The sequence below is a fragment of the Flavobacterium hercynium genome (genome assembly GCF_002217285.1).
Classification (GTDB): Bacteria; Bacteroidota; Bacteroidia; order Flavobacteriales; family Flavobacteriaceae; genus Flavobacterium; species Flavobacterium hercynium.
This window is the reverse complement of record NZ_MUGW01000042.1, coordinates 61222-87311: the sequence shown is the minus strand read 5'-3', so window position 1 is coordinate 87311 and position 26090 is coordinate 61222. Positions and strand designations below refer to the sequence as shown.

General features: G+C 33.7%; 25 protein-coding genes. 13 read left to right on the top strand and 12 right to left on the bottom strand.

Translation table 11 applies throughout. From position 1 onward, the window contains the following. The first annotated feature begins 10 nt into the window (after window positions 1–10). Together B0A66_RS18210 and B0A66_RS18205 are read left to right on the top strand one after the other, a co-directional pair. Window positions 11–424 (top strand): hypothetical protein, encoded by a 414-nt coding sequence (locus B0A66_RS18210; protein ID WP_089051285.1) that lies wholly within the window; start codon window positions 11–13, stop codon window positions 422–424. 27 nt (window positions 425–451) lie between these two features. Continuing rightward, window positions 452–2614, top strand: a complete 2163-nt coding sequence (locus tag B0A66_RS18205) for a T9SS type B sorting domain-containing protein (protein WP_089051284.1) — start codon at window positions 452–454, stop codon at window positions 2612–2614. A 66-nt stretch (window positions 2615–2680) separates the two neighbouring features. Here the strand turns inward: B0A66_RS18205 and B0A66_RS18200 are convergent, their stop codons facing one another. Further along, on the bottom strand, window positions 2681–3115 hold the full coding sequence (locus tag B0A66_RS18200; RefSeq protein WP_089051283.1) for a DUF4268 domain-containing protein: 435 nt from the start codon (window positions 3113–3115) through the stop codon (window positions 2681–2683). A gap of 93 nt (window positions 3116–3208) precedes the next feature. Here B0A66_RS18200 and B0A66_RS18195 point away from each other — a divergent pair, with 93 nt between their 5' ends. Next, complete coding sequence (locus B0A66_RS18195; RefSeq protein ID WP_089051282.1) at window positions 3209–3859, top strand: NUDIX hydrolase; 651 nt, start codon at window positions 3209–3211, stop codon at window positions 3857–3859. Window positions 3860–3984: 125 nt separating this feature from the next. Beyond that, on the top strand, window positions 3985–4803 hold the full coding sequence (locus B0A66_RS18190; protein WP_089051281.1) for a lysophospholipid acyltransferase family protein: 819 nt from the start codon (window positions 3985–3987) through the stop codon (window positions 4801–4803). Window positions 4804–4899: 96 nt separating this feature from the next. Here the strand turns inward: B0A66_RS18190 and B0A66_RS18185 are convergent, their stop codons facing one another. From B0A66_RS18185 to B0A66_RS18175, 3 genes are all read right to left on the bottom strand, one after another. Continuing rightward, window positions 4900–5532 carry a hypothetical protein gene (locus tag B0A66_RS18185; protein WP_089051280.1) on the bottom strand — a complete coding sequence of 211 codons (633 nt, stop codon included), beginning with the start codon at window positions 5530–5532 and terminating at the stop codon, window positions 4900–4902. Between the two features lie 8 nt (window positions 5533–5540). Next, complete coding sequence (locus tag B0A66_RS18180; protein WP_026982022.1) at window positions 5541–6035, bottom strand: RNA polymerase sigma factor; 495 nt, start codon at window positions 6033–6035, stop codon at window positions 5541–5543. Between the two features lie 131 nt (window positions 6036–6166). After that, window positions 6167–7228: a DUF3810 domain-containing protein gene (locus B0A66_RS18175; RefSeq protein WP_089051279.1), complete on the bottom strand. Its 1062-nt coding sequence runs from the start codon at window positions 7226–7228 to the stop codon at window positions 6167–6169. 157 nt (window positions 7229–7385) lie between these two features. On the opposite strand from B0A66_RS18175, the gene B0A66_RS18170 reads away from it, so the two are divergent. Then, complete coding sequence (locus B0A66_RS18170; RefSeq protein ID WP_089051278.1) at window positions 7386–8846, top strand: aminoacyl-histidine dipeptidase; 1461 nt, start codon at window positions 7386–7388, stop codon at window positions 8844–8846. A 387-nt stretch (window positions 8847–9233) separates the two neighbouring features. Here the strand turns inward: B0A66_RS18170 and B0A66_RS18160 are convergent, their stop codons facing one another. The 4 genes from B0A66_RS18160 to B0A66_RS18145 form a co-directional block, all read right to left on the bottom strand. Beyond that, on the bottom strand, window positions 9234–9566 hold the full coding sequence (locus tag B0A66_RS18160) for a DHCW motif cupin fold protein (RefSeq protein ID WP_089051276.1): 333 nt from the start codon (window positions 9564–9566) through the stop codon (window positions 9234–9236). A gap of 99 nt (window positions 9567–9665) precedes the next feature. Continuing rightward, complete coding sequence (locus B0A66_RS18155; protein ID WP_089051275.1) at window positions 9666–10439, bottom strand: carboxypeptidase-like regulatory domain-containing protein; 774 nt, start codon at window positions 10437–10439, stop codon at window positions 9666–9668. 88 nt (window positions 10440–10527) lie between these two features. Continuing rightward, on the bottom strand, window positions 10528–12441 hold the full coding sequence (locus B0A66_RS18150; protein WP_089051274.1) for a DEAD/DEAH box helicase: 1914 nt from the start codon (window positions 12439–12441) through the stop codon (window positions 10528–10530). A gap of 204 nt (window positions 12442–12645) precedes the next feature. After that, window positions 12646–13224, bottom strand: a complete 579-nt coding sequence (locus B0A66_RS18145; RefSeq protein WP_089051273.1) for a non-canonical purine NTP diphosphatase — start codon at window positions 13222–13224, stop codon at window positions 12646–12648. Window positions 13225–13309: 85 nt separating this feature from the next. Here B0A66_RS18145 and B0A66_RS18140 point away from each other — a divergent pair, with 85 nt between their 5' ends. Continuing rightward, window positions 13310–15088: an ABC transporter ATP-binding protein gene (locus tag B0A66_RS18140; RefSeq protein WP_089051272.1), complete on the top strand. Its 1779-nt coding sequence runs from the start codon at window positions 13310–13312 to the stop codon at window positions 15086–15088. Here the strand turns inward: B0A66_RS18140 and B0A66_RS18135 are convergent. Further along, window positions 15069–15392 carry a ribosomal maturation YjgA family protein gene (locus tag B0A66_RS18135; RefSeq protein ID WP_262490224.1) on the bottom strand — a complete coding sequence of 108 codons (324 nt, stop codon included), beginning with the start codon at window positions 15390–15392 and terminating at the stop codon, window positions 15069–15071. The genes B0A66_RS18140 and B0A66_RS18135 overlap by 20 nt on opposite strands. Window positions 15393–15568: 176 nt before the next feature. On the opposite strand from B0A66_RS18135, the gene B0A66_RS18130 reads away from it, so the two are divergent. After that, window positions 15569–16756 carry a glycoside hydrolase family 88 protein gene (locus B0A66_RS18130; RefSeq protein ID WP_089051270.1) on the top strand — a complete coding sequence of 396 codons (1188 nt, stop codon included), beginning with the start codon at window positions 15569–15571 and terminating at the stop codon, window positions 16754–16756. Between the two features lie 11 nt (window positions 16757–16767). Beyond that, window positions 16768–17172 (top strand): hypothetical protein, encoded by a 405-nt coding sequence (locus tag B0A66_RS18125; RefSeq protein WP_089051269.1) that lies wholly within the window; start codon window positions 16768–16770, stop codon window positions 17170–17172. Between the two features lie 176 nt (window positions 17173–17348). On the opposite strand, the gene B0A66_RS18120 is transcribed toward B0A66_RS18125, so the two are convergent. Further along, window positions 17349–18860 carry an FMN-binding glutamate synthase family protein gene (locus B0A66_RS18120; protein WP_089051268.1) on the bottom strand — a complete coding sequence of 504 codons (1512 nt, stop codon included), beginning with the start codon at window positions 18858–18860 and terminating at the stop codon, window positions 17349–17351. A 36-nt stretch (window positions 18861–18896) separates the two neighbouring features. Then, window positions 18897–19676 (bottom strand): NYN domain-containing protein, encoded by a 780-nt coding sequence (locus tag B0A66_RS18115; RefSeq protein WP_089051267.1) that lies wholly within the window; start codon window positions 19674–19676, stop codon window positions 18897–18899. Between the two features lie 200 nt (window positions 19677–19876). Here B0A66_RS18115 and B0A66_RS18110 point away from each other — a divergent pair, with 200 nt between their 5' ends. The 5 genes from B0A66_RS18110 (at window position 19877) to B0A66_RS18090 (ending at window position 25453) form a co-directional block, all read left to right on the top strand. Continuing rightward, window positions 19877–20335, top strand: a complete 459-nt coding sequence (locus B0A66_RS18110) for an RrF2 family transcriptional regulator (protein ID WP_089051266.1) — start codon at window positions 19877–19879, stop codon at window positions 20333–20335. A gap of 10 nt (window positions 20336–20345) precedes the next feature. Continuing rightward, the gene (gene azu, locus B0A66_RS18105; RefSeq protein WP_089051265.1) at window positions 20346–20873 is read left to right on the top strand and encodes an azurin; all 528 of its coding nucleotides are present in this window, start codon (window positions 20346–20348) and stop codon (window positions 20871–20873) included. Window positions 20874–20961: 88 nt separating this feature from the next. Continuing rightward, window positions 20962–23196 carry a nitric-oxide reductase large subunit gene (locus B0A66_RS18100; protein WP_089051264.1) on the top strand — a complete coding sequence of 745 codons (2235 nt, stop codon included), beginning with the start codon at window positions 20962–20964 and terminating at the stop codon, window positions 23194–23196. Window positions 23197–23217: 21 nt separating this feature from the next. Beyond that, window positions 23218–23949 carry an iron-sulfur cluster repair di-iron protein gene (gene ric / locus B0A66_RS18095; protein WP_089051310.1) on the top strand — a complete coding sequence of 244 codons (732 nt, stop codon included), beginning with the start codon at window positions 23218–23220 and terminating at the stop codon, window positions 23947–23949. 400 nt (window positions 23950–24349) lie between these two features. After that, window positions 24350–25453, top strand: coding sequence for a hypothetical protein (locus tag B0A66_RS18090; protein ID WP_317044371.1), 1104 nt, complete (start codon window positions 24350–24352; stop codon window positions 25451–25453). A 33-nt stretch (window positions 25454–25486) separates the two neighbouring features. On the opposite strand, the gene B0A66_RS18085 is transcribed toward B0A66_RS18090, so the two are convergent. Continuing rightward, a complete protein-coding gene (locus B0A66_RS18085) occupies window positions 25487–26086 on the bottom strand; it encodes an SCO family protein (protein ID WP_089051309.1) in 600 nt (199 codons plus the stop codon). Window positions 26087–26090: the final 4 nt, after the last annotated feature.

Here is a 26090-nt window from a genome sequence, read left to right as displayed (position 1 = left end):
CAAAGCATTTATGAATTTATTACGCATCTATATTGTACTCTTATTTTTAGGATTGAGTTTTCAGCAGGCTTATAGTCAGTCGTATAGATTCAAAGCATCTGGTTTTAGTGTTCTTGAAAAAAAACAAAGAGGCAATTGGGGGGAGTGGTCAAACCTTGCATTGGTCGATCTTTCAGTAGTCTTAGATACAGATAAACATAGAATTGTAGTGTATTCGCAGGAAATTCAACTTTATAATATTCTTGATTATATCGAAAGAGAAGAGAATGACACTGATATAGTATATTCTTTTTTATGTAAAGACAATAGCGGAACCGATTGTAAACTTTCTATAATCACCCGCAAGAATCAAGATCATCGAAAGCAACTTTATATTAATTATGACAATCAGATTATTGTTTATAATATGAATACTGTTCATTAAATTATTATAAGCATAGTAAAATTTATTATGAAATTAAAAAAAACAGCTACACTATTTTTATTTTTAAGTGTGTTGATGTTGTATTCTCAACAATGGAAGCAAAATTTTAAGATCGTCGAACCAATTAGAGATTTTAATAATAGTTTTGCTTCTTCTATGTCTGCTTATGACGGATATGTTGCATTTGGATCTTCGCAGCAAATAAGTGGCTTTCAAAATGCCGGTAAAGTTTATATTGCTAAAGAGGATTGTGATGGATGGTCAATTTATCAGGAATTAACGCTTTTGCCAGCTCAAAATTATTGCAATTTCGGTTCTGTTATCTTCATGGAAGGTAAAACACTAGCCATTTTAGGTTGTGATCCATCTAATCCAAGTAAAGGAAATGCTATTTACATGTATGAGAGAAATGCTAATGGCTTTTATATTTTTACTCAAAAAATCGTAAAATCTGAAAATGTTTCGGGAGATAATTTTGGTTATAAAATTGCGATATCTAATAATTATATGGTTGTTGGAGCAGATTACAATAGCACAGATAATTCTTTAGGAAATTATCTAGAAAATGCAGGAGCAGCTTACATTTATTTTAAAGATACTAATGGTGTCTGGTCACCTGTTCAAAAAATTGTAGCAAGTGATAGAAAGAGACGTGTTACTTTTGGTAATTCTGTTGCTATCTATGAAAATACTATTGTAGTTGGAGCTGTAGAAGAAGGTTCTAATTTGGCTGGAGCCGCATATGTTTTTGAAAAGAATAATTTAAATGTATGGAACGAAACAAAAAAGCTAGTTGCTTATGATTATAGATCATTACAAGATCGATTCGGTTACATTGTCAAAATAAATGAAAATGGAATATTTATAGCAGCTTCAAGAGATGATGATTATGATTCGATATTAAGTGGAGATGGAGCAGGGCCTTTAACTTCTTTAGGTTCTGTTTATATTTTTAAGAAAAATTCTGTTGGTGAATGGATTGGGCATCAAAAACTTAGAGCATCTGATGGTTCTGCTAATATTTTTGGATTTGGTGATAGAATGGAAATTTTTAAAGATCAAATTGCTATAAGTGGAACTGAATATGAGTATGATAGTGGTGGTAATTTGTCAAAGGTTTTTGGTCGGGTGTATATGTTTCAAAAAGAAATAAATGATATTTGGAAAGAGTATCAAATAGTTAGACCAAAAAATGTAGAACATAGTGATGATTATTTTTCTAATTCGATTTCATTATATGGTAAAAATTTATTTGTTGGTGCTATGTGGGACAAATTAGATGCTAATGATCAAAGTTATATTTCTTATGCTGGAGCTGCCTATGTTTTTAATACGTATGAATTTAAGCCTCAAAAACCAATATTAAATATACTACCTGCTTTAACATCTTGTGCTGATTTAGGAAATGGGTTTTCTTCTGGTTTTGACACCTCTCTTTTAGAAAATGATTTGGTTTTGAATTCAGATAATTTTATTTTTTCTTACAAAGATCAATTAGGTAATGTTCTTCCATCGCCATTACCAGCTAATTATTTAAATAAGTTTCCTTATAATGAAATAATTAATGTACGTGTTGAGAATAAAAATAATTCTGCTTGTTATGAAGATGTCCAAGTTGAGTTACAAACTATTTCACCATTTGCTTTAAATGTAGTTCCAGAGCTAAAAAAATGTGATTTAAATGGTACAGGTTATGCAGTATTTGATTTGTCAAAAATCAGTAACCTTTTAGTTCAAAATCCGGCATCGTATACTTTTTCATATTTTGATAGAGATGAAAATGATATTACTGCATCTGTAAATAGCACTTATATCAATTCTAATAAAAATTATGAAGAAATAACAGTTCGCGTTACGGATATAAATACAGCATGTATTGAAAAGACAAAAATATATTTAAGTGTTTCTGATTTTGGGCAAGATTGTAATATAGAGAAATACACGATACCTAATTTTTTTACACCTAATGGTGATGGTTTTAATGATTTATGGGAAGTTACAGGATTTGGTAGTGAGGATTACAGTGTATATATTTATGACAGATCTGGTAAACTTTTAAAAACTTTAGAGCGTGATAGTGCATGGGATGGTAATTTTAATGGAACTCCTTTGCCTTCTTCAGATTATTGGTATCAAATAATGTTTGAAAATGGTAATCAGAAACGAGGACATTTTTCTTTAAAAAGATAATTTTTCTAAAATAACAAACCCGACACTACTAAGTAATGTCGGGTTTGTTATTTGAAGGCTTTTTTGTTATTCAATATCCTTGATAAATTCGTCATACTCCAGATAAAACATTTCGAGAGCATGCATTTTTTCAAAAAAGAAATCAAAAATAGCATCCCAATTGTTTCGGTTACTAAAACCAACACCTTGTTTTTCTACCCAAATTCGACTAATGGTTTTTCCGCTTTCCAGTGTATGATTTTTTTCGAAAACAAGATCTTTGATAAATTCTTCTTCGAGAATATTTTTTAAAGCTTCAATTTTTTCGAAATACGCATTTCTTTTGTCGTCACTACGTTGTTCAATATCAATTAGAACCTGTGCCTTTTTATTGTCAATAAAAAATTTAAAAGAGAAATCTTTAATCTTTGTGTCATAAAGCACCCATTTGCGAGGATATTTTTCGGCGAAAGCCACCCAAAATTCCCTTTTTAATTTTTGTGATTCTTCTCTGCTGTACATTTTTTTATGGCTTTAGATTTAGAAAACTTGTAGAACCGCGTTTTCTGGGCTATATTTATAATTTATATGAAAGTACAAAAATAAACTTTGATTATGGATTTTCAAGATTTTTTACAATATGTTCCTAATTTAATTCCGGTTGAACTTCCAGCTGAGGCTGCACACATAAAAATGGCTCCCAAAGAGCGAGCTCTGGCTTTAAAGAATCTTGATCTTAATGGGGTGAATCCCAGAATAGCAGCTGTTATGATGTTGTGTTATCCTAAAAACGAAAAAACACATTTGGTCTTGATAGTTCGAAACGAGTACAAAGGAGTTCATTCTTCGCAAATTGCTTTTCCCGGAGGAAAGTATGAAACTTTTGATAGCAGTTATCAGGAAACAGCATTACGTGAAACCCATGAAGAAGTTGGTATTCTGCCTGAAAAAATTACGATTATTAAGCAGTTTACACCCATGTATATCCCGCCTAGTAATTTTTTAGTACATCCGTTTTTGGGTTTTTCCTCAGAGGAGCTTTCTTTTTATCCTGATGTTAGAGAAGTCGCATCGGTAATAGAATTGCCTCTTTCTGTTTTTTTAGATGATAAAATTATTGTCGATACCACATTGTCAACTTCTTATGGAGATAATATCGTAGTGCCGGCATTTCAAATTGAAAATCATATGGTTTGGGGGGCAACTGCAATGATATTAAGTGAACTGAGAGAAGTAATGAAAATTACTTTTGAAGAAAATTTGTAAAAATTAAAATTTAATAATTTGATATTCATTATAATAGCAAAATATTTCCGAAATTGCTTAAAATTATCGCTAAAAGAATAATTTTTGTATGTTTGCGACTTAACTAAAAAACACACCACAGAGCTATGGGATTGTTTAAACGAAATCCTTTTGGACATATATTATTTATAAAAAAATGGTTAATCCGTGTTTTAGGCGCGCTTACGCACCGAAGATACAGGGGGTTTAATGATTTGCAGATTGAAGGATCTGAAATTATAAAAACATTACCGGATACAAATGTATTATTTATTTCCAATCATCAAACCTATTTTGCTGATGTAGTGGCTATGTTTCATGTGTTTAACGCAAGTTTAAGCGGACGTGAAGATAACATTAAGAACATTGGATATTTGTGGCAGCCTAAAATGAATGTGTACTATGTTGCTGCAAAAGAAACAATGCAGGCTGGTTTATTGCCAAGAATTTTATCGTATGTTGGTGCTATTACAGTCGAAAGAACCTGGCGTGCAAAAGGAGTTGATGTCACAGAGAAACGTGATGTAAATCCTAATGATACTGAAAATATCAGAATTGCGCTCGAAGATGGCTGGGTAATAACATTTCCGCAAGGAACTACAAAATCGTTTAAACCAGTTCGTAAAGGAACTGCACATATCATTAAACAGCATAAACCAATCGTAATTCCAATTGTAATTGACGGTTTTCGTCGTTCGTTTGATAAAAAAGGATTACGCATGAAGAAGAAAAATATTCTCCAGTCTTTTATCATCAAAGAACCTCTCGATATTGATTATGAAAACGATACTATCGAGGAAATTGTTGAGAAAGTAGAATTTGCTATCGAACAACATCCATCATTCTTAAAAGTTATTCCAGCCGAAGAAATTAAGGCACACGAAGAACTTAATGAAATGAGAAGATATGGATATAAGGAGCATTAAATTTTAGATTGCTGATTTTAGATTTTAGATTGTTTCTAGGTTCGGTTTCAAAAGAAAACCTCAGAACCTTTGTCCCTCAGAACCTTAGAGCCTCAATTAAAAATCTATTTTCTTTAATTCTTTATAGTTAGCAAATAATCTACGTAGTAACGTTCCGTACAGCAATCTGTAAAAACACCAGAACAATCCTAAAAATACCAATGTTACCAATATAAAGATTCCAACAGTCATAAACATTGCCTGACCATTTGCGGCTAGTTTATCTCTAAAAAACTCCATGTCGGGATTGTAAATAAATGCAATGAAAAAGCTAATGATGGCACTGATAACGGCCATTGCCAGATTATACCAAACATAATACTGAACTGTTTTTCTGGTTTTTAGAATACTGCTCATTAATAATTTAGTAGATTCAGTAGTTGATATTGTTTTGTAATTTTTATAGAAAAAGTAAACAAAAATCAGAACGATAACATAATTAAAAGACGTCATTATTTCAAGATAAAATATCATCTCGGGATGTTTGATCTTAATTAGCATTTCATCTGTGCTGAAAAAGAAGTTTGAAACAGTCCAAAATAAAATCTCCAAAATACTAATAATCAAAATCCACTTCACGATTGAAGACGATTTTTTGTGAATCATTTTGTAGATCTCTGTTTCAGATATTTGTTCAAAAGAATTAGCATTCTTTTTCCAGTCTTTTTTTAATAAATCCAGTTCTTTCATAATTCGTATTAAGGATTTAATATTTTTTTAAGTTTCCCTTTAATTCTATTCATTTTCACACGCGCATTCACTTCGCTAATCCCTAAGGTTTCAGCTATTTCTTGATAATCTTTGTCTTCTAAATACATAAAAACCAACGCTTTTTCGATGTCATTAAGCTGATAAACGGCTTTGTACATCAGTTTAATTTGTTCTTCCTCTTCATAATTGTAGTCAACATCCTTTACAAAATGCTGATGACTTTCGTATTCTACTGTCGATATGGTTCTTTTGGTTTTTCGGTATAGCGTAATGGCAGTATTCAACGCGACACGATAGGTCCAGGTTGAAAATTTACTGTCGCCTCTAAATTTAGGATATGCTTTCCAGAGCTGAATTGTGATTTCCTGAAATAAGTCTTTATGAGCATCTTCGCCAGCAGTATATAATCTACAAATCTTGTGGATTATATTCTGATTAGCCTTCAATTGCGCAACAAATGACTGTTCTAGGTTTTCGCTCATAATGTGTTAGTAGTACTGAAAACGTTTTTGTTACAATTACTTTTAATTTTGTTTGAAGAAATACTGTTTTTCTTCAAACAAAAAAGAAATTACATCAGATGATTAAAATGTATTTTCAGGTTATCATCAACTTATAAATCTTTTGTTTTGTAATAGTTAACCATCAAATCAACAAATTTACTGTAACTTTCCATACCGTCTTTTTGTTGGTTAATTTTTAAAAAGTTGTCATAGAATATTCTAAATCCGTTTTCAATTGGCGTTTCATATTTTTGCCAGAAATCATGACTTTCTTTATAATTTTTAAAGATTCCGGTATGCACTGTTTTTTTTAAGGCATCAAAAACCTTCTCGTCTTTGGCTCTCCATATTCCAAGACAGTAGCTTAGCGTAAAGCTATAACCGGAATATTGATAATATAAATTTTCATTTTTTACAGTTGCTAAAACACCAATAAAATTACATTCGCTTTCGTTGGCAAAACCCATTTGATGTGCCATTTCGTGGCAGGTGGTAGCGGGAAAGCTATGCATTGGGAGTAAGCCGTTTACTTGTGCCTCATTGGTAAAGGGGTTTAGATAACCACCAAATCCCATATAAGTTAACGGAAGACTGAAAAGCGATTTTTTTACACTTAAAGTTTCGTATTTAAAGTAAGGATGTTCCTTTGCAAGATTTTTGTAACCATTTAAATTCATTTTAAAGACTTCTTTCTGAGAATATGGAAAACTAACTTTAATAGTATCGTTTTTGGTAATTTGATACTGAATAGCGTTTGTCTTAATGATAAGCTTTTTAGTAAAATCCAGTAATTCAGCATCAGTGTATTCTTTTTTGATATTCATCTTCTCAAAAAGAGGAACTCTATAATAATTGAATGCCCAAAGAAAATGAAAGAAAAAATAAAAGACAGAAATACAGCTCAAAGCTTTTAAAAGATGATCTTTCCAATGCAGTTTCCAGGTTTTTCTGTTTTTCCAAAGCCATCGGATTAAAAGAATAATCAAAATAGTATAAATGCAGTCTCCAACAGAAAAGGGAATGCTACCCAAAATCGTTCTCGAAATAGGAGCGATTTTCGAATACAATCCGTTGCTGTAGACGTTTTCTATAAATTCCGGAAAATAGGGAAGGATCTTTAAAAGAATGATCTGTAAAAGAAGAAATAAAGGTAAAATGTATTTTGATTTCAAAGCATAAATTTTTGATACGTAAATATAAATACAATATCAATTAGTAGCTAATAAGAATGAGGTAAAGACACAAAAATATTAAATGCGTTTCTCGACAAAAAGAATTTAAACTTGTAACTTTGGAGCTCTTAATTGTTAAACTTCAAACAAAATATAAATGAGTCAGGAAATAAGAAATCTGGAACCAAAAGCATTATGGAATAAGTTTGCTGATTTAAACGAAGTTCCACGTCCGTCTAAAAAAGAAGAGCGTGTGATTGAGTTTATGAAAAACTTTGGAAACAGCTTAGGTTTAGAAACTTTTGAAGACGAAATTCGAAATGTAATTATTCGTAAACCGGCAACTCCGGGAATGGAAAGCCGTAAAGCAATTGTACTGCAAGGACACCTTGATATGGTACACCAAAAAAATGCTGATACTGTTTTTGATTTTGATACCCAAGGAATCGATATGTATGTAGATGGTGACTGGGTTCGCGCACGCGGAACAACACTAGGAGCAGATAACGGATTGGGAGTAGCTACGATCATGGCTATTTTAGAAAGCAAAGACATTCCGCATCCTGCAATCGAAGCTTTGTTTACTATTGATGAGGAAACGGGGATGACAGGAGCTTTAAATCTTAAAGGAGGAATCTTGCAAGGTCAGATTCTTTTGAACTTAGATACTGAAGAAGATGATGAAATTGATATTGGTTGTGCAGGTGGAATTGATGTAACGGCTACAAGGACTTATAATGAAGAAGAAGTTCCTGAAGGTTCAGTTGGACATATTATTACCGTAAAAGGATTAAATGGTGGCCATTCTGGTATGGATATTCACAAAGGACTTGGGAATGCTAACAAAATCATGAACCGTTTGTTATTTGATGCCTTTGAAAACTTTGGTTTGCAAGTGGCGGAAATTAACGGAGGTAGTTTAAGAAATGCTATTCCGAGAGAAAGTGTAGCTAAAGTTATTATATCTGAAATGTTTGATGAAGCATATGTTTTTGATATGCAGGAAATTATCAATGACATTAAAGCAGAATACAAAACTACAGAGCCTAATTTGTCGATTGAAATCGTAAAATGCGATTTACCTGAGAAAGTAATGGATTTAGGTGTTCAGGAAGGAATTATTCGTGCGATTTATGCAGCTCACAATGGCGTTTACAGAATGAGTGCCGATATGGCTGACTTAGTGGAGACTTCAAACAATATTGCCAGAGTTATTGTAAAAGATGGTGAAATATCTGTTGGATGTTTGACACGTTCTTCTGTAGAAACTTCAAAATTTGACTTAGCAAATTCATTACGTTCTGCTTTTGAATTAGTAGGTTGTGAGGTTGAGCTTTCAGGTTCTTATCCAGGTTGGACACCAAACGTGAATTCTGAGATATTAGATACTTTGGTAAGTATTTATGAGAAACAAAATAATGAAAAACCAAAAGTAGTGGCTTGTCACGCTGGTTTAGAATGTGGAATTCTGGGAACAAACTATCCTGATATGGATATGATTTCTTTTGGACCAACCATTCACGGAGCACATTCGCCAGATGAGAGAGCTAGTATTTCTTCAGCTCAAAAATATTGGAAATTTGTTTTAGAGATTCTTTCTAATATTCCGGTGAAGTAGTATTCAGTGTTCAGCTTTTTTAGTATTCAGTAAAGCTGTACTATACTTTTTAGTGTTCAGTATTTAGGTTTTTAGTAGGTAATATGATTTACTAAAAACCTGAATACTGAACATTTTTTTTAAATATAAAGAAAAACTGATCACTGACCACTTAATATAGGTTCAAACAAAACTGACCACTAAAAACCTGATCACTGACCACTAATTATTAGTCTCTCTTAGGATTGTTTTTCTTGTCTCTTTTCTCTTCTTTTTTTTCCTTAGCTGTTTTTAACGGTTCTTTTTTTACCGTTTTCTTAGCGTCTTGACTCTTTGCCATAATATTTGAATTTAATTTTTTTTAGATGTAAGTAAATGTATATATAATATTTTGATTTGCCCTGAATATTATTTTAAAAACGAACCATCGATAATCAAGAGTTCAACACCATTTTGGGTTACCGAGCGATGCGAGCTTGCATTGTCAGAGACTACGTATGTCATTCCTTTTGTTAGTTTAAAGTGTTCTCCATTTTCTAATTCACTTGTAAATTCACCTTTAAGACAATGTACAATATGTCCTTTGTGGCACCAATGATCAGCAATGTAATTTTTAGAATAAGTTACTTTTCTAATACGCAAATCTCCTAATTCGAGAGTTTGCCAATATGCCGTTCCTGTTTCTCCAGGGTGTTCGGTCTTAGTAATCTGGCTCCAATCAATGCTTTGAAAAGGTATCATAGATTTTACTTTTTTTTTGCCTTATTAGTAAAGATGGTTTTTAAATAAAAAATCCTCAATTACTGTATGTAAATGAGGATTGTATTTAAAAAAAACTAATTAATTTCGTTTTAATACTTTGTATTGTTCGTAACAGGCGCTAATGGCGTCCATGATCTGTAGATCGTTTGCTGTCTGGATAAAAGCATCTGAATAACTGCAACGTTGTAAGATTTCTGGAATTTCGTCTTTGCTTACTCCTAAAAGTACAGAAACAGTTTCTCTGTCGTATTTAGATTCTAATAGGTTTCGTACCGTATCATCTTGTCGCATTTGCTTTAGCTTCTTGAGTTCTTTTCCGTTTTTTCCAAAGAAATTATAAAGCATGTCTGCAGGGTTGAAAATCGATCCTAATACTTTACCAAAAGCGTTTGGAGAATATTCACCAGCCTCATAACCTTGTGTAAGACCTGAAATACTATATCGGTAATTTTCTTTTGTTGGAATTAATTTAGAATCTACTTCAAGATAACCGGTTAAGTGGAAAGGAGCAATAACAACTTCTTCCAGTGCGATTGCTTTTTCAGTAAGCTGAATTCTTGTTACTTTATTTTTTAGCCAGTCATTGGTAACTCTGATTCTTAAAGACTGAAATCCTAAGATGGTAAAGTGAATAGTATCATTGGGCTGAACATCGATTTCAAAATATCCTTTTGAATCAGATTTTGCACCACGTACTTTATTTGTGTTAATGATGTTTACATTAGAAAGTGGCTGTTTGCTGTTATCATTAATAACGTAGCCGGATACTCTTTGCGGTGCCGTAGATTCTGCGTCTTGTGCAAAACCGCTCATTGATAGTAGAAAAAAAAAGAAAACTGCGAAATATTTCATATCCTGATTTAAAGCACTAAAAGTAGTAAATCAGGATTAAATATTTTGCAGTCTTCGAATATAATTATCAGAAAATTAACAAAGAGAATTAATCTCTTCTTGGTCTTCTTGGTCTTGGTGCATCACCAAAATTTTCAGAACGTCTTGGAGCTCTTTCTGAGCTTCCTTCGGTTCTTGGAGCAGAGCTTCTAAAACCACCTTCTCTTTTTGGAGCAGATGAATTTCTGTCGCTTCTAAACCCGCCTTCTCTTGAACCAGAGTTTCTGTCGCTTCTAAATCCGCCACCAGAACCTTCACGTCTTGGAGCAAAGCTTCCTTCACGTCTTGGTCCTGAACTACGTCCACCACCACTACGTCCGTTGTGGTCACGTCTTCCGCCACCATCATTTTTAGAAATTTCAACATTAATACGACGACCTTCTAATTGTACGTTGTTTAATACTTCCATTACTTTTTCAGTGTGCTCAGGATCAGTGTTAAAGAAAGAGAAACCTTCTTTTACATCAACTTTGAAAACGTCATCACGACCTAAGTCTAATGTTTCTTTCAAGTAATCTTTAAGCGACATCCAATCGAAATTATCTCTTGAACCGATATTTACGAAATAACGAACTGCTCCGTTATTGTTGAATTCTCTTGGCTCAGAATCTCCTCTTTCACGTCTTTCAGAACCTGAAGATTGAGTAGAGATATCTCTGTTCTTTTTATAGTAAGCAATAAAACGGTTAAATTCTACTGAAACCATTTTCTTGATCAACTCCTCTTTAGATAAACCTTCAAGAACGTTGTTGATTGCTGGTAAGTAGTTGTCAATTTCGTGATCAACCTCAGTATCTTTAATTTTGTTTGCTAAGTGTAATAATTGAATTTCGCAGATTTCAATTCCAGACGGGATCGATTTTTCTTCAAACTTTTGTTTGATGATTCTTTCGATAGAAGAAATTTTACGCATCTCACTTTTTGTAACAATTACAATAGAGGTACCTAATTTTCCAGCTCTACCAGTACGTCCTGAACGGTGGTTGTACGTTTCAATTTCGTCAGGAAGCTGATAGTTTACTACGTGTGTAATATTATCAACGTCAATTCCACGTGCAGCTACATCAGTTGCAACAAGCATTTGGATTTGTCTTCCACGGAAAGATTTCATTACACCATCACGTTGCGCCTGAGATAAATCTCCGTGTAATGCAGCAGCGCTGTATCCATCTTCGATTAATTTTTCAGCAATCGCTTGTGTGTCTCTTTTTGTACGACAGAAAACCACAGAGAAAATGTCTGGATTAGCATCTGCCAAACGTTTAAGAGCTTCGTAACGGTCACGTGCATTTACTAAGTAAAACTCGTGAGAAACAGTTGCAGAACCTGAATTTTTAGTTCCTACAGTAATTTCAAGTGGGTCGCTCATGAATTGTTTTGCAATTCTTGCAACCTCTTGTGGCATAGTTGCAGAGAACAACCATGTATTTTTTTGATCTGGAGTATCTGATAAGATAGATACGATGTCTTCATAAAATCCCATGTTCAGCATTTCATCAGCCTCATCAAGAATACAGTAATCTATATTTTTAATGTTAACCAATCCTCTGTTGATCATGTCTTGCATTCTTCCCGGAGTTGCCACAATAATTTGTGCCCCTCTTTTGATTTCTCTGGCTTGCTCTGTAATACTAGCCCCGCCGTAAACTGCTACCACATTAATACCTTTTTCGTATTTTGAGTAGTTTTTAAGTTCGTTGGTAATCTGTAAACAAAGTTCTCGTGTTGGCGATAAAACTAATGCTTGTGTATTTCTGTTGTCAGCATCAATTTTTTGAATTAGCGGAAAACCGAAAGCTGCCGTTTTCCCTGTCCCTGTCTGAGCCAACGCAACCATATCTGTGTCTTTTTCCAATAATAGGGGAATCGCCTTTTCCTGTACCTCTGACGGATTTTCAAATCCTAGATCTAAAATCGCCTTCAGTAACGATTCATTCAATCCTAATTGTTCAAATTTATTCATATGTATTTTTAAAATAGGGTGCAAAATTACTGTTAATAATCGATATAAACTAATGCAAATTTAAGATTTGTGTATTTGTTATGATTTGATTATCAAAAAGTTATGTTTGCACTAGAATCATTTTGTCCTGACGACGAATAAAATTCTTCCAAAATACGTCGTGAAATCTAAAGTTTGGGCTCTAAAATGTTGTATTTTAAACAATTATTTTTCGGAGTTCAGGAAATCAATAAGTTGCTGAGTAGCTTTGGCACGATGGCTTATCGTATTTTTTATTTCTGAGGCTAATTCAGCAAAGGTTTCAGAATAATTTTCCGGCTGAAAAATTGGGTCATAACCAAAACCGTGATCTCCTGCTTTTTTCTTTGTAATGGTTCCTTTGGCAATTCCTGTAAATAAGTTTTGTTCTCCTTTTAGATTTAGGGCTATAACTGTTTTAAAGTGAGCACTTCGATCTTCTTTACCTTGCAAAGCATCAAGAAGTTTATTCATATTATCATTTGCATCACGTTGTTCTCCAGCATATCGTGCCGAATAAACACCCGGCTCACCATTTAATTCGTTAACTTCTAAACCGGTATCATCTGCAAAACAATCATAACCATACTTTTCAGTAACATAATTTGCTTTTAAAATTGCATTACCTTCTATTGTAGCTGCTGTTTCCGGAATTTCTTCATGACAACCTATATCAGAAAGACTTAATAATTGAATAGATCCATTTAAGATACTTTGAATTTCTTTTATTTTATTAAGATTGTTGGAAGCGAAAACAAGTTGCATGTCTGTAATTTTAAAATGATGATAATAATGGAATACAAATTTAGAATTCTTAAATTTGATAAGTTACCTAAAATGTAAAAAATAAATGCAGATATCCGTTTTATATAAAAAAATCACGCCTTTTGTTAAGCCATACAAAAAAATGGTTATCGCTACTTTATTACTAACCTTTTTAGGTTCATTTGCTGCGCAGGTAAATGCATTGATCTTAAAATATACTGTCGATTCTATCAGTAATTTAATGGTAGCCCGTGAATCACTGTCAAAAGGATTTCATTTACTGGAGATCATCAGTATTGTTTTGCTGTCTAAAGAATTGATTTATTCAGTAGTACAATTTGGTCAAAAATTTTATGGAGAAAAATTGCGAATTTTTATAACCCGGGATATTTCTCAGGCAATAGTAGAAAAAATTCTTAGCTACCGAATGGAATTTTATACTTCTAATGAAAATGAAAGCGGAAAACTTCAAACCAGGATCGATCTCGGTATTAGTAGTTTGACAAGATTGGTTCAAAATTTCTTTATTGATATTCTCCCTTTGTTTACGAATGCCTTCGTAGCATTGGTTTTAATGTTTTATGCAAACGTTTATGTAGGATTAGTAAGTTTATGCATTATCCCGATTTATTTTTATATCAGTCAGCGTCAGGCACATAAGCTGAGTGGTTTTAGAAGACGAATGAGAACGTATCGGGAAACAAAGAATAATGGAATCATTAGCTTGATAGAATCCATAACGGTCATTAAATCCTTTGTTCGTGAACCGATGGAAGCCGATCGTCATCAGAAAATTCAGTTTGAAATGACAGAAAATCAGCTCGAGACTAGAAAAACAAGTTTTATATTCGAAAGTATAAAAGGATTTGTTGAGCAAATAGGTGTCGTAATCATCATTATTCTAACGGCTTATTTTGTTTTGAATAATACAATGACCATTGGAGCAATTATGTTTCATATTATGTTGTTTAATAATGTTTCGGCACCAATCAGACAATTGCATCGTATTTATGATGAAGTAAACGATGCTCTGATTTATTCTGAAGGCTTTTTTGATATTTTAGAATCAGAAAAAGAAAAAGAAACCAGCGGAAATTATATTCCTGAAAAAATTACAGGACTCATAGAAGTTAAAAATGTTGATTTTGCCTATCCAAACGGAACAAAAGCACTTTCAGATATCAATTTCACCATAAAACCAAATGAAACTACTGCATTAGTTGGTTTAAGCGGAGCCGGAAAAAGTACTATCATCAATTTACTGGATAAATTTTACCTGCCTGCTTCGGGGAAAATTTATTTAGATGGAGTAGACCTGAATGACTATAATACTGACTTCCTGCGAAAGAATATTGGATTGGTATTGCAGAAGAACCACATATTTAAAGGCACAATTGCTGAAAACATTTTATATGGTAATCCAAATGCATCACAATCAGAAATTACTGAAGCAGCTAAACAAGCTTATATTCACGAACAAATCATGCAGTTGCCAAAAGGCTATGATTCTGATGCGCATTTACTTTCCGGCGGACAGCAACAACGAATTGCGATAGCACGATTGTTTTTAAAAAATCCTCCTATTATCTTTTTAGATGAACCCACAGCAAGTTTAGATGCCATTGCAACTGAACAGATAAAAAAATCATTAGATGCTATAAAAAAAGACAGAACAGTTATTATTATATCGCACAGTATTTCTCAGATTATCGATGCGTCAAACATAATCGTTTTAGAACAGGGGAAATGCGTTGAAATAGGTACTCATGATGAGCTGTATGACAATAAAGCGGCTTACTATCAAATTTTTATGGCAATGGCAAACAGCTTGAATATTGAAAAAATCACACAAACTTTTGATTAGTTTTTACCAATATTATTTTATCAATCATAAAAACAATCAATGCTCCGGCTGTATATGCGAGGATATCAGTCCATAAAAATTGTTGTCCCAGAACATATCGCCCAAAAAGAGTTTTCCGAAGTTCAATAATCCATTCAGCTTGGTAAAGTTGTAGAAATTCGATTCCGTAACAAATCAATATACTTAAAAGAAGTAGGAGTAAAGCCTTTTTTTTGATTAGTAAAATTCTTAACAGAAAATAAATCATAACCGCATAAAGCAAGTCGCCAATGAATAGCGGTATTAATGAAAATTTTCTTGACATTATTCCCAGAAAAATGGTCAATATAAATAAGCAGAAATAAAGAATTCTCGATTTACTCACATTTAATTTTAGTGTCATTGATCGTTTTTTGCAGTGCAAAAATATAAACATTCTAAGTTCCTGTTGTATATTTATAATATTATTATTTGTTTACTATCTAACTAACCGTTAACCGCATGAATATAAAAAACAATGCCTTAATTATTGCTTTACAAGTTTCATTACTCTTAGCATGTAGAGCGTATGCTCAGGAAAGCAACTCTTTTAATGTAAAGAAAAATCTCGAATATTGTGTAGCACAAGCTTCTAAAACATTACAAGTAATACCTTCTGACGGAACTTTGCCAAGAACTGTTCCTAATGGAAGTAATGAATGGAAATTCGTATCATATAAAGATTGGACAAGCGGATTCTGGCCCGGAGAATTGTGGTATTTGTATGAATTAAGAGAAGATAGAAAGTGGCAGGAACAAGCAGATAAATTCAGTCGGTTTTTGATACCGCTGTCTACAAGTAAAGCAAACGACCATGATTTAGGTTTTCAGATCTTTAATAGTTTTGGAAATGGTTACCGCTTAACAAAAAATAAAGAATATAAGGAAATTATTCTGAGAACGGCTGATACACTGGCAACACTTTTTAATGCAAAAGTAGGTACTATTTTGTCTTGGCCACACAATAAGTATGGTGGACACAATACCATTATCGACAATATGATGAATTTAGAAATGCTTTTTTGGGCTTCTAAAAATGGCGGAAATAAAAAGCTGTATGATATTGCAGTAAAACATGCCACCACAACAATGAACAACCATTTCAGACCTGATTATAGTGCTTATCATGTTGTGATCTATGATTATGAAACAGGTAAAAAAATAAAAGGGATTACCGCTCAGGGATATAGCGATGATAGTATGTGGGCGCGAGGTCAGGCTTGGGCTATTTACGGATTTACGATGGTATACAGAGAAACTAAAGATGTTAAGTTCTTAAATTTTGCTCATAAAGTAGCGCGTGTTTATTTAGATAAATTGACTACCGAGGATTTAATTCCATATTGGGATTTTAATGCGCCTAATATTCCTGACGAACCAAGAGATGCTTCGGCAGCAGCGATAGTTTCTTCGGCGCTATTAGAATTAAGTTCGTACACAAAAGAGGAAGCGTTAAAAAACGAATATCTTTCAAAATCTAAAAAGATGATTGCATCGCTTTCAGATAATTATCAAAGCCGCGATGTTAATTCAGCATTTTTACTGCATTCTACAGGGCACAAACCTGCAGGAAGCGAAATAGATTGTTCGATTAATTATGCCGATTATTATTATCTTGAGGCACTATTACGACTTCAAAAATTGAAATAAATATATTGATTATGATAAAAAATGTAACCAAAATTTCGTTTGCGATTATAGTGGCAGTATTGTTAATCAGCTGTAAAAACGCCAAACAAAAAATGCAAGAATATGTTGTAGAGTACAACAAAACGGCAGCCAGCTTTAAAGCAGATAATGTAACGCTTACAACAGCAAGAGGATACATCAATAATGACAAAGTCGAATTGCGTTTTGAAACTGATCTGGAACAAAATGCCGTTAATAAAAAAGCAGCAGCAACATCATTTCGAACATTGCTAAAAGATATGATCAATAAGAATCAGATTCCAAAAGAATTGGTAGAGAATAAAATACAATTCGATACGTATTTTTTAGCAGAAGATAATACCGTGCTTTCAAAAGAAATTATAAACACAGAAACGCTTAGTGAAATAGTTAAGTAGTAGTGTTCAGTGTTCAGTTTTTTAGTATTCAGCTTTTAAAAAGTGATGAGTGTTCAGATTTTAAAAAAGTGATCAGTGTTGAGTTTCTGAGTAATCAGCATTACTGAACACTAAAAAACTGAACACTGATTACTAAAGAAGCATTACTGAACACTAAAAAACTGACCACTGAATACTTAATATTGTGTTACATTTTTTAAATTATCAGGGAAGTAAAGATCAGACAAATGGGCAAATTCATCGCCACGCATGAAAATATTAATATCAACATCGGCAAAGTTTTTCTTTCCGGCTGCCGCTAAAAGTTCGTTTGCAGCGTGAAGCGTATTTTTATGAAAATGATAGACACGCTCTGATTTATCTGTTACAACAAGACCTTTCATCAGCATTTTATTTTGCGTTGCAACTCCCGTTGGACATTCATTATTATGGCAACGAAGTGCCTGAATACATCCTAGTGAAAACATAAAGCCACGCGCACTGTTGCACATATCTGCACCTAATGCAATAGCATGCAAAATAGAATATCCGGAAATAATTTTTCCGCTGCCAATAATTCGCATTTTATCACGAATTTTTAAACTGACTAAAGTTTTATTGACAAAAATTAAGGCAGGTTCAAAAGGCATTCCAACACCATCAGCAAATTCTAAAGGAGCTGCTCCTGTACCACCTTCGGCACCATCAATAGTGATGAAATCCGGATAAGTATCCTGAGCAATCATTTCATGGCAAATAGCTTCGAATTCCGCCGTATTACCAATACATAACTTAAATCCGATTGGTTTTCCATTAGATAAATTTCGTAGTTGAGCAACAAACTGAATCAAACCTTTAGGATCAGAAAAAGCACTGTGACTAGGAGGAGAGAGAATTAAAGTATGAGGTTCAACGCCCCTAATTTTAGCAATCTGAACCGTATTTTTAGCAGCAGGTAAGACACCGCCATGACCCGGTTTTGCTCCTTGCGAAAGCTTAATCTCGATCATTTTTACATTTGGAATAGTCGCTTTTTCAGAAAACTTTTCAGGACTAAAATTACCATCTTTATCACGGCAACCAAAATATCCTGTACCAATCTGCCAGGTAATATCGCCGCCACCTTCAAGATGATAATCGGTTAAACCTCCTTCTCCGGTATTTTGATAAAATTGCCCTTTTTTTGCTCCAATGTTTAAGGCACGGACAGCATGCTCGCTTAGTGAACCAAAACTCATGGCAGAAATATTTAATAAAGAAGCATTGTAAGGTTGTTTGCAATCCTTTCCGCCAACGATTACACGAGGCAGTTCTTTATTTACAACGGCAGGAAAAATAGAATGTTTTATTCCTTCGTAGCTGCTGTGATTTAAGTTTAATTGTGTTCCAAAAGGAGAATTTGAATCAATATTTTTTGCTCTCTGATAAACAAGCGAGCGCTGATTTCTCGAAAAAGGCTTTCCATCTGTAGATCTTTCGATAAAATATTGCTGAATTTCAGGCGCAATCATTTCAAATAAATACCTGAAATAACCCAAAACAGGAAAGTTTCTTAAAATGGCATGTTTCTTTTGAATGATATTATAAAGACCAACGACAAGTAAAATAGGTAAAATAATGACCAACAGAAAACCGCGTTCTGTTTTATAGTAAATTGTCGCAACAAGGGCTAAAAATAAAATTCCGAAAATAAAAAAGTTTTTTCTCATGTTTTAAAAGAAAATTAAAGGGAAATAAAGTAATAATTAATTGAATCGTAAACGGACATAAACATGTTTAATGCCTTTTTTGTCTGACTCTCTCTCATCGATTTCAAGAATATCCGTTAATGATTTTAGCATAGGTGTAAGTTTAGAATATCCATAATTTCTAGGATCAAACTCTGGTTTTTTCTTAACGATTAAGTTTCCTACATCTCCTAAAAATGCCCATCCATCATCATCTTCAATATCTTCAATGGTAGCTTCGATAAGTTCAATGGTTTGTTTGTCGATTTTATGTAATGCTTTTTCAGCAGGCTTTTCAACAGGTTTTCTAGTATCAGCAGCAACCGTTTTTGGTTTTTTCTTCTGAATAGCGCCATCCAAAACTTCAATATAAATAAATCGGTCGCAGGCTACAATAAAGGCGCTCGGAGTTTTCTTCTCTCCAATACCAATTACCTTCATTCCTGATTCACGAAGACGAATAGCCAATCGTGTAAAATCGCTGTCGCTGGAAACAATGCAAAAACCATCCAGTTTTCCGGAATAAAGTAAATCCATTGCGTCAATAATTAAGGCAGAATCAGATGAGTTTTTGCCTACAGTATAACTATATTGTTGTATGGGAGTAATAGCGTGTTCCAGTAAAACAGATTTCCATCCGTTTGAATTTGGTTTGGTCCAATCGGCATAAATACGTTTTGTGGTTGGAGTTCCAAACTTAGTTATCTCTTCCATCATACCTTTTACGTTGCTGTACGGCACATTATCGGCATCAATCAGAACAGCAAGTTTTAAATCTTTTGAGTTGGTCAACGGCATAATTAGATGTTAAAAAAATTAAATACTCTCAAAGTTAAAATTAAAATTTGTTTTTATATGAATTTGATAGTGAATTAGTAAATCACGCTGTAAATTATTTTGGTTATAAATAAGATTTAGTAAGGATTAAAATAATTAAAGATAATTTTGTCTTTTATTGAAAAGTTCTATACATTTGTATCAAATTAATAAAGAAATTTATGTTTTCAAAAGCGTGTGAATACGGTATCAGGGCTTCAATATTTATTGCAACCAAATCCAGTAAAGGGATTAGAGTTGGAATAAAAGATGTTGCCAAAGAAATTGATTCACCAGAGCCTTTTACAGCCAAGATCATGCAGATTTTAACCAAAAACGGAATCATTCACTCGGCTAAAGGAGTAGGCGGAGGTTTTGAAGTTTCCAAGGAGGCTTTAAAATCAATCAAATTAATTCAAATAGTTGATGCAATCGACGGAGATAAAATCTACAGAGGATGTGGCATTGGATTAAAAGAATGCTCAGAACAACATCCGTGTCCCGTACACAATGAATTTAAAAAAATTAGAGGCCTTCTGCTGGACATGCTTACTAAAACCACTTTAGAACAGCTGGCTTTAGGAGTAAAATCAGGAGACTTTTTTCTAAAAGCAATAGAATTAAACAAAAACAATCAATAAATATCACAAAATGAATACTACAAACAAATTTTCACTATTAATCTTAATGGGATTTTTAACAATAACTTCTTGTGGAAAAAAAGATCCTGCAACAGGCGGAGAACCGGCAGATCCAATTGAAACGACTACAGAAGGAGAAGGAGTAGCTGCTCCGGTAGCGGTAGAAAATGTATTGGTTATAGAAGGAAATGACCAAATGCAGTTTAATACAAAAGAATTAAGAGCTGTTGCAGGAAAACCAATTACGCTTACGCTAAAGCATGTTGGTAAAATTCCTAAAGAAGCAATGGGACACAACTTGGTTATTCTTCAGGAAGGAACAGACGAAAGTGCTTTTGCTGTAAAAGCAAATGAAGCAAAAGCGACCGATTATATTCCGGAGTCTGAAAAAGCTTCTATTATCGCGCACACTAAATTATTGGGTGGAGGAGAAGAAGATACTATAGAATTTACAATTGATAAAAAAGGTACATACAACTTTATTTGCTCTTTTCCTGGTCACGTTGCCATTATGAAAGGTGTTTTGATCGTTGAGTAATTAATTTAAGCTCTAAATCCTGACGGGTTTGGAGTTTTTTTAAACAATAATAAAAGACAAAAATATCTTTTATTGAATAGAAAATATAATGAAAAGAGAAAAAAAATTATGGATCATTTTTGCATTGGTCATGAGTATCTCATTTGCAGTGCTGGGTTATTATGGTTACGAAATATATCAGCAGGCGCCGCCGGTTCCTAAACAGATCGTTTCAGACTCCGGAAAAGTTATTTTTTCTGAAGCAGAGATTAAAGACGGACAAAATATCTGGCAGAGTATAGGTGGTCAGGAAGTTGGATCTATCTGGGGGCACGGAGCTTATGTTGCGCCAGACTGGACAGCTGATTGGCTGCATAGAGAAGCTATTTTTATATTGAATAAATACGCTCAGGCAGATTTTAATAAAAATTTTGAGGCTTTAGACGAAGAAAAACAATCGGCTTTGAAAGTGCGTTTGCAAAAAGATTTGCGAATCAATCGTTATGATGCAGCTTCGGGAATATTGACAATCTCTGAAAATCGCGTAGCAGCCATTCAAAGTTTAAGCGAATATTATAAAGGTCTTTTTACGAACGATCCTAAGTTCGACAAACTCAGAGAAGAATATGCTATTCCTAAAAATGCTATTAAAGATACAGACAGAATGCATAAAATGAATGCATTTTTCTTCTGGGCAACCTGGGCAACGGTTACCAATCGGCCTGATGCTGCTATTTCCTATACGCACAACTGGCCTTCAGATGAATTGGTTGGCAATGTTGCCACAACAGAGCTTTTGGCATGGTCTGGAGTAAGTATAATTTTACTGATTCTGAGTATCGGAATTTTGGTTTTCTATCACGCAAAATCAGGAGAAGACGAAGAATTTCCGCTTCCAAGTGAAGACCCGATTTTGAAACAGGGCAAAACGCCATCCATGAAACTAATTACCAAATATTTCTGGATTGTAAGTTTACTGATGATTCTGCAAATGGCTTTCGGAATTATAACAGCACATTATGGAGTAGAAGGAAATGGATTGTACGGAATTCCAATCGATCAAATTTTACCCTACGCAGTAACACGTACATGGCATACACAATTGGCTATTTTCTGGATTGCAACCGCTTGGCTGGCAACAGGCTTGTATATCGCTCCGGCAGTTTCAGGTAAAGATCCTAAATTTCAGTGTTTTGGTGTCAACTTCCTGTTTGTTGCTTTACTAATTATTGTTCTGGGTTCAATGGCGGGACAATGGTTTGGTGTAATGCAAAAACTGAATTTGGTAGAAAACTTTTGGTTTGGTCACCAAGGATATGAATATGTTGATTTAGGCCGGTTCTGGCAGATTTTCTTATTAGTCGGATTGTTTTTATGGCTTGCCTTAATGGTGCGTCCGCTGATTCCGGTTCTGAAAAAAAGAACAGAAGAAAAAAATCTAATCCTATTATTTCTGGTTTCATGTTCCGCTATCGCTATGTTTTACGGAGCAGGATTAATGTGGGGCAGACAAACGAATTTAGCAATTGCAGAATATTGGAGATGGTGGGTGGTGCATCTTTGGGTCGAAGGTTTCTTCGAAGTATTCGCCACTGTTGTTATTGCCTTTTTATTTGTTAGACTGGGATTATTAAAAACAAAAACAGCAACATTAAATGTATTGCTTGCCACCATTATTTTTATGGCAGGTGGAATTTTAGGAACCTTTCATCACTTGTATTTCTCCGGAACACCAACGGCGATTATGGCATTGGGCGCTACTTTTAGTGCTTTAGAAGTTGTTCCGCTGACTTTGATAGGATTTGAAGCCTATCAAAACTATAAAATTTCAAAATCAACAAAATGGATTGCGGATTACAAATGGCCTATTTATTTTATGATTTCCGTGGCATTTTGGAATTTCCTTGGTGCGGGAATCTTTGGATTTATCATAAATCCACCTATTGCACTTTATTATGTGCAAGGTCTGAATACAACACCTTTGCATGCGCACACCGCTTTATTTGGCGTGTATGGAATGCTCGGAATTGGTTTGATATTATTTGTACTGAGAAGTTTGTACAGAGATGTAAAATGGAATACCAAATTACTTAAGATAACATTCTGGTCGCTAAATATTGGTTTGTTCCTGATGGCGGTATTGAGTCTGCTTCCCATTGGAGTATGGCAAGCAATAGAAAGTATCAATCACGGAATGTGGTATGCACGCTCTTCAGAATTAATGCAGCAACCAGCTATGATTACGTTAAAATGGCTTCGTGCTATTGGAGATTCAATCTTTGGAATCGGGTTCATTACAATGGCCTGGTTTGTATTTGAACTTACATTAAAAAATAAAAAATAATAGAATTAAAAAATGATTATCATGGAAAATTTAAAAGAAAAAACAATAGGATCATTTGTGGCAGAGGATTTTAGAACTGCCGCAGTATTTTCTAAATTTAAAATTGATTTTTGCTGTAAAGGAAACAGAACCGTTACAGAAGTTTGTGAAAAACAAAATATAGATGCCGATACTTTACTGCAAAATGTTTACGATGTTTTAGAATCTGATACTAGCGGAAACATCGATTTTAATTCCTGGCCTTTAGATTTACTGGCAGATTACATCGAGAAAACGCACCATCGTTATGTCGAAGAAAAATCACAGGTTTTATTGGCTTTTTTAGATAAATTATGCAAAGTACACGGAGCCAACCACCCGGAATTATTCAGAATCAATGAATTGTTTATTGGCTGTGCAGGAGAATTGTCGCAACACATGAAAAAAGAAGAATTGATGTTGTTTCCGTTTGTAAAAAGAATGGTAAAAACAAAAGAATCAGATGGTATTTTAACTCAGCCTTCTTTTGGAACTGTTTCCAATCCTATTGCCATGATGATGCACGAACACGATGGCGAAGGAGAGCGTTTTAGAGAAATTGCAGAATTGACTAATAATTACAATCCACCGGCAGATGCTTGTACAACGTATAAAGTAACTTTTGCAATGCTAAAAGAGTTTGAAGAAGATTTGCACAAACACATTCACCTTGAGAATAATATCTTATTTCCAAAAGCAGTTCTTTTAGAACAGGAATTTGTAGAAGTAAATTAAAAATAAATTTTGATAGTGCGGAAAGCACCGGTAATATATCCATAAAAGATAGTTATCGGTGTTTTTTATTTAATAGAAATACCGTCTGAATTTACTATTTTTAAATTATGGAGTTTTGGAAAACTAAAAGAGAGCCAGAGGCTCGGAGATATTGTAGAGCCGGATTTTAATCCGGTTTTTAAGAATGAAACAGAGCAAAAAGATCCATAGGATCGACCGATATAATTAATGCTTTAGTTTTAAGATTTTTAAAAGAATATTTAATTCCTAAAAATACACTATGAATTCCCATAAAAGCTGGATACTTTGTTGTTTTTTTAATTTTTTGATAGCCTGTTTGTTTGGGTTATTAATGCGGTTTATGTATCTGTTTCCAATAGATTTTTTAAACTACAGTTTTTTGCTTCATGCACATTCCCATGTCGCTATGTTGGGCTGGGTTTATCTGATTATTTATTTTTTGGTTGTTCACTTTTTTATTCCCAAAGAAAAAAGCCAAAAGCCCATCTATAATCGTTTGTTTTGGCTGACTCAGTTTTCAGTTATCGGAATGATGATCGCGTTTCCTATTCAGGGCTATGCATTATTTTCGATTCTATTCTCGACTTTACACATTATATTGAGTTATGTTTTCTGTCGTTTGGTCTGGAAAGATTGTGCATCTGAAAAATCTCCATCACAAAGGCTTTTACTCGTTGCTGTTTTGTTTATGATGTTATCAACTTTGGGTGTTTGGTGTCTGGGACCGGCAGTAAGTACGTTAGGAAAACAGAGTGCTTTTTATCAGATTGCGATTCAGTTTTTCCTTCATTTTCAATTTAACGGATGGTTTATACTTGCAGTTTTAGCATTATTCTTAAAACAATTTCAGAATAAAATTGATGAGGTAAAGTTTAAGAAGTTTTATTATGCTGTTATAATTTCGGTAATGCTAACGCTTGCTTTTCCAGTACGTTGGTTCGTAGAAAATAATATTCTTAACGTCATCAATGCATTAGGCGTTTTAATTCAATTGGGGGCGTTTATTTACTTTTATAAAATGCTTAAACCGGAACTAAGTCATTTTAAAAATACTTTAGACAAAACAGCTAAAATAGTGTACGGTTTGGCGCTATGTTCTTTATTTTTAAAAGTGGGTATTCAGTTACTGACTATTATTCCAAACCTAGCCGAAGTATCGCATCAGATTCGGAATTTCGTGATAGGATTTATTCACCTGACCATGTTGGGAATTATTACAGGCTTTCTATTTGGAATATTACTTCAGAATAAGTTCCTTTCTGAAAGATCATCTGTTTTAAGAGTAGGTTTGGTAAGCTTTGTTTTTGGTTACATCACGACAGAAATTGTATTATTTCTTCAGGGTATTTATTTTTATTTAGGATACGGATTGATTCCGCTTTATCACCAAATAATTTTTGGATTGAGTCTTTTTCTGGTTTTTGGTTTATTTATGATTATAATCTCTTTATTAAAAACAAAAAAACAAGAGTTGATGACTTAAAATCTCCTCTTGTTTTCTGACTAATCAACCTATCTAAATTTTTCTTGCCTGCTGGTTTATCACTTCTATAGCTTTATCATTATTTACCCCAAGTCCTTCTTGTTGGTAGGTCAGTTCGCCTTCCGCATTAAAGACGCTTATGATATTAGAATGTGAAAAATCTATTGGCGATATTTTTTTATAGTTAACAGCTAAAACGGCTGCAAATTCTCGTGTGTTTTCTTCTGATGATCTAAGGAAAACCCAGGGAGCATGATTCATTTGATTATCAATAGCAAATGTTTTTAATCTTTCCGGAGTATCCGTTTTGGGATCTATGCTTACCAAAATAAGTTTTACATTTCTTTTGGTACTGGCATCAAGTTTTTTCTCAATATTTCGCATATCCGCCACCAATCTGGGGCAAGCAGCTTTACAACTGGTGTAAATCATAACCATCACGAGAACATTTCCTCTAAGACTTTTCAGTTCAATATCCTTTCCGTCTTGGGTTGTCCATTTAGAAGGTAAATTGTAAATAGAAAGATCACTAATTTCCTTTTTTGTCGCTGCGGCATCATTCTTTTTATCAGATTCTTTGCAGCTGCTGAAAGAAACCGCAAGAAAAAGAACCGCAATTATTATTTTTTTCATTTTA

Bases quoted from the DNA above. Each gene is read 5' to 3' on its own strand.
- B0A66_RS18210 (WP_089051285.1), top strand. From the start codon at position 11: ATGAATTTATTACGCATCTATATTGTACTCTTATTTTTAGGATTGAGT.
- B0A66_RS18205 (WP_089051284.1), top strand. From the start codon at position 452: ATGAAATTAAAAAAAACAGCTACACTATTTTTATTTTTAAGTGTGTTG.
- B0A66_RS18200 (WP_089051283.1), bottom strand. From the start codon at position 3,115: ATGTACAGCAGAGAAGAATCACAAAAATTAAAAAGGGAATTTTGGGTG.
- B0A66_RS18195 (WP_089051282.1), top strand. From the start codon at position 3,209: ATGGATTTTCAAGATTTTTTACAATATGTTCCTAATTTAATTCCGGTT.
- B0A66_RS18190 (WP_089051281.1), top strand. From the start codon at position 3,985: ATGGGATTGTTTAAACGAAATCCTTTTGGACATATATTATTTATAAAA.
- B0A66_RS18185 (WP_089051280.1), bottom strand. From the start codon at position 5,532: ATGAAAGAACTGGATTTATTAAAAAAAGACTGGAAAAAGAATGCTAAT.
- B0A66_RS18180 (WP_026982022.1), bottom strand. From the start codon at position 6,035: ATGAGCGAAAACCTAGAACAGTCATTTGTTGCGCAATTGAAGGCTAAT.
- B0A66_RS18170 (WP_089051278.1), top strand. From the start codon at position 7,386: ATGAGTCAGGAAATAAGAAATCTGGAACCAAAAGCATTATGGAATAAG.
- B0A66_RS18160 (WP_089051276.1), bottom strand. From the start codon at position 9,566: ATGATACCTTTTCAAAGCATTGATTGGAGCCAGATTACTAAGACCGAA.
- B0A66_RS18155 (WP_089051275.1), bottom strand. From the start codon at position 10,439: ATGAAATATTTCGCAGTTTTCTTTTTTTTTCTACTATCAATGAGCGGT.
- B0A66_RS18150 (WP_089051274.1), bottom strand. From the start codon at position 12,441: ATGAATAAATTTGAACAATTAGGATTGAATGAATCGTTACTGAAGGCG.
- B0A66_RS18145 (WP_089051273.1), bottom strand. From the start codon at position 13,224: ATGCAACTTGTTTTCGCTTCCAACAATCTTAATAAAATAAAAGAAATT.
- B0A66_RS18140 (WP_089051272.1), top strand. From the start codon at position 13,310: ATGCAGATATCCGTTTTATATAAAAAAATCACGCCTTTTGTTAAGCCA.
- B0A66_RS18135 (WP_262490224.1), bottom strand. From the start codon at position 15,392: ATGTCAAGAAAATTTTCATTAATACCGCTATTCATTGGCGACTTGCTT.
- B0A66_RS18130 (WP_089051270.1), top strand. From the start codon at position 15,569: ATGAATATAAAAAACAATGCCTTAATTATTGCTTTACAAGTTTCATTA.
- B0A66_RS18125 (WP_089051269.1), top strand. From the start codon at position 16,768: ATGATAAAAAATGTAACCAAAATTTCGTTTGCGATTATAGTGGCAGTA.
- B0A66_RS18120 (WP_089051268.1), bottom strand. From the start codon at position 18,860: ATGAGAAAAAACTTTTTTATTTTCGGAATTTTATTTTTAGCCCTTGTT.
- B0A66_RS18115 (WP_089051267.1), bottom strand. From the start codon at position 19,676: ATGCCGTTGACCAACTCAAAAGATTTAAAACTTGCTGTTCTGATTGAT.
- B0A66_RS18110 (WP_089051266.1), top strand. From the start codon at position 19,877: ATGTTTTCAAAAGCGTGTGAATACGGTATCAGGGCTTCAATATTTATT.
- azu (WP_089051265.1), top strand. From the start codon at position 20,346: ATGAATACTACAAACAAATTTTCACTATTAATCTTAATGGGATTTTTA.
- B0A66_RS18100 (WP_089051264.1), top strand. From the start codon at position 20,962: ATGAAAAGAGAAAAAAAATTATGGATCATTTTTGCATTGGTCATGAGT.
- ric (WP_089051310.1), top strand. From the start codon at position 23,218: ATGGAAAATTTAAAAGAAAAAACAATAGGATCATTTGTGGCAGAGGAT.
- B0A66_RS18085 (WP_089051309.1), bottom strand. From the start codon at position 26,086: ATGAAAAAAATAATAATTGCGGTTCTTTTTCTTGCGGTTTCTTTCAGC.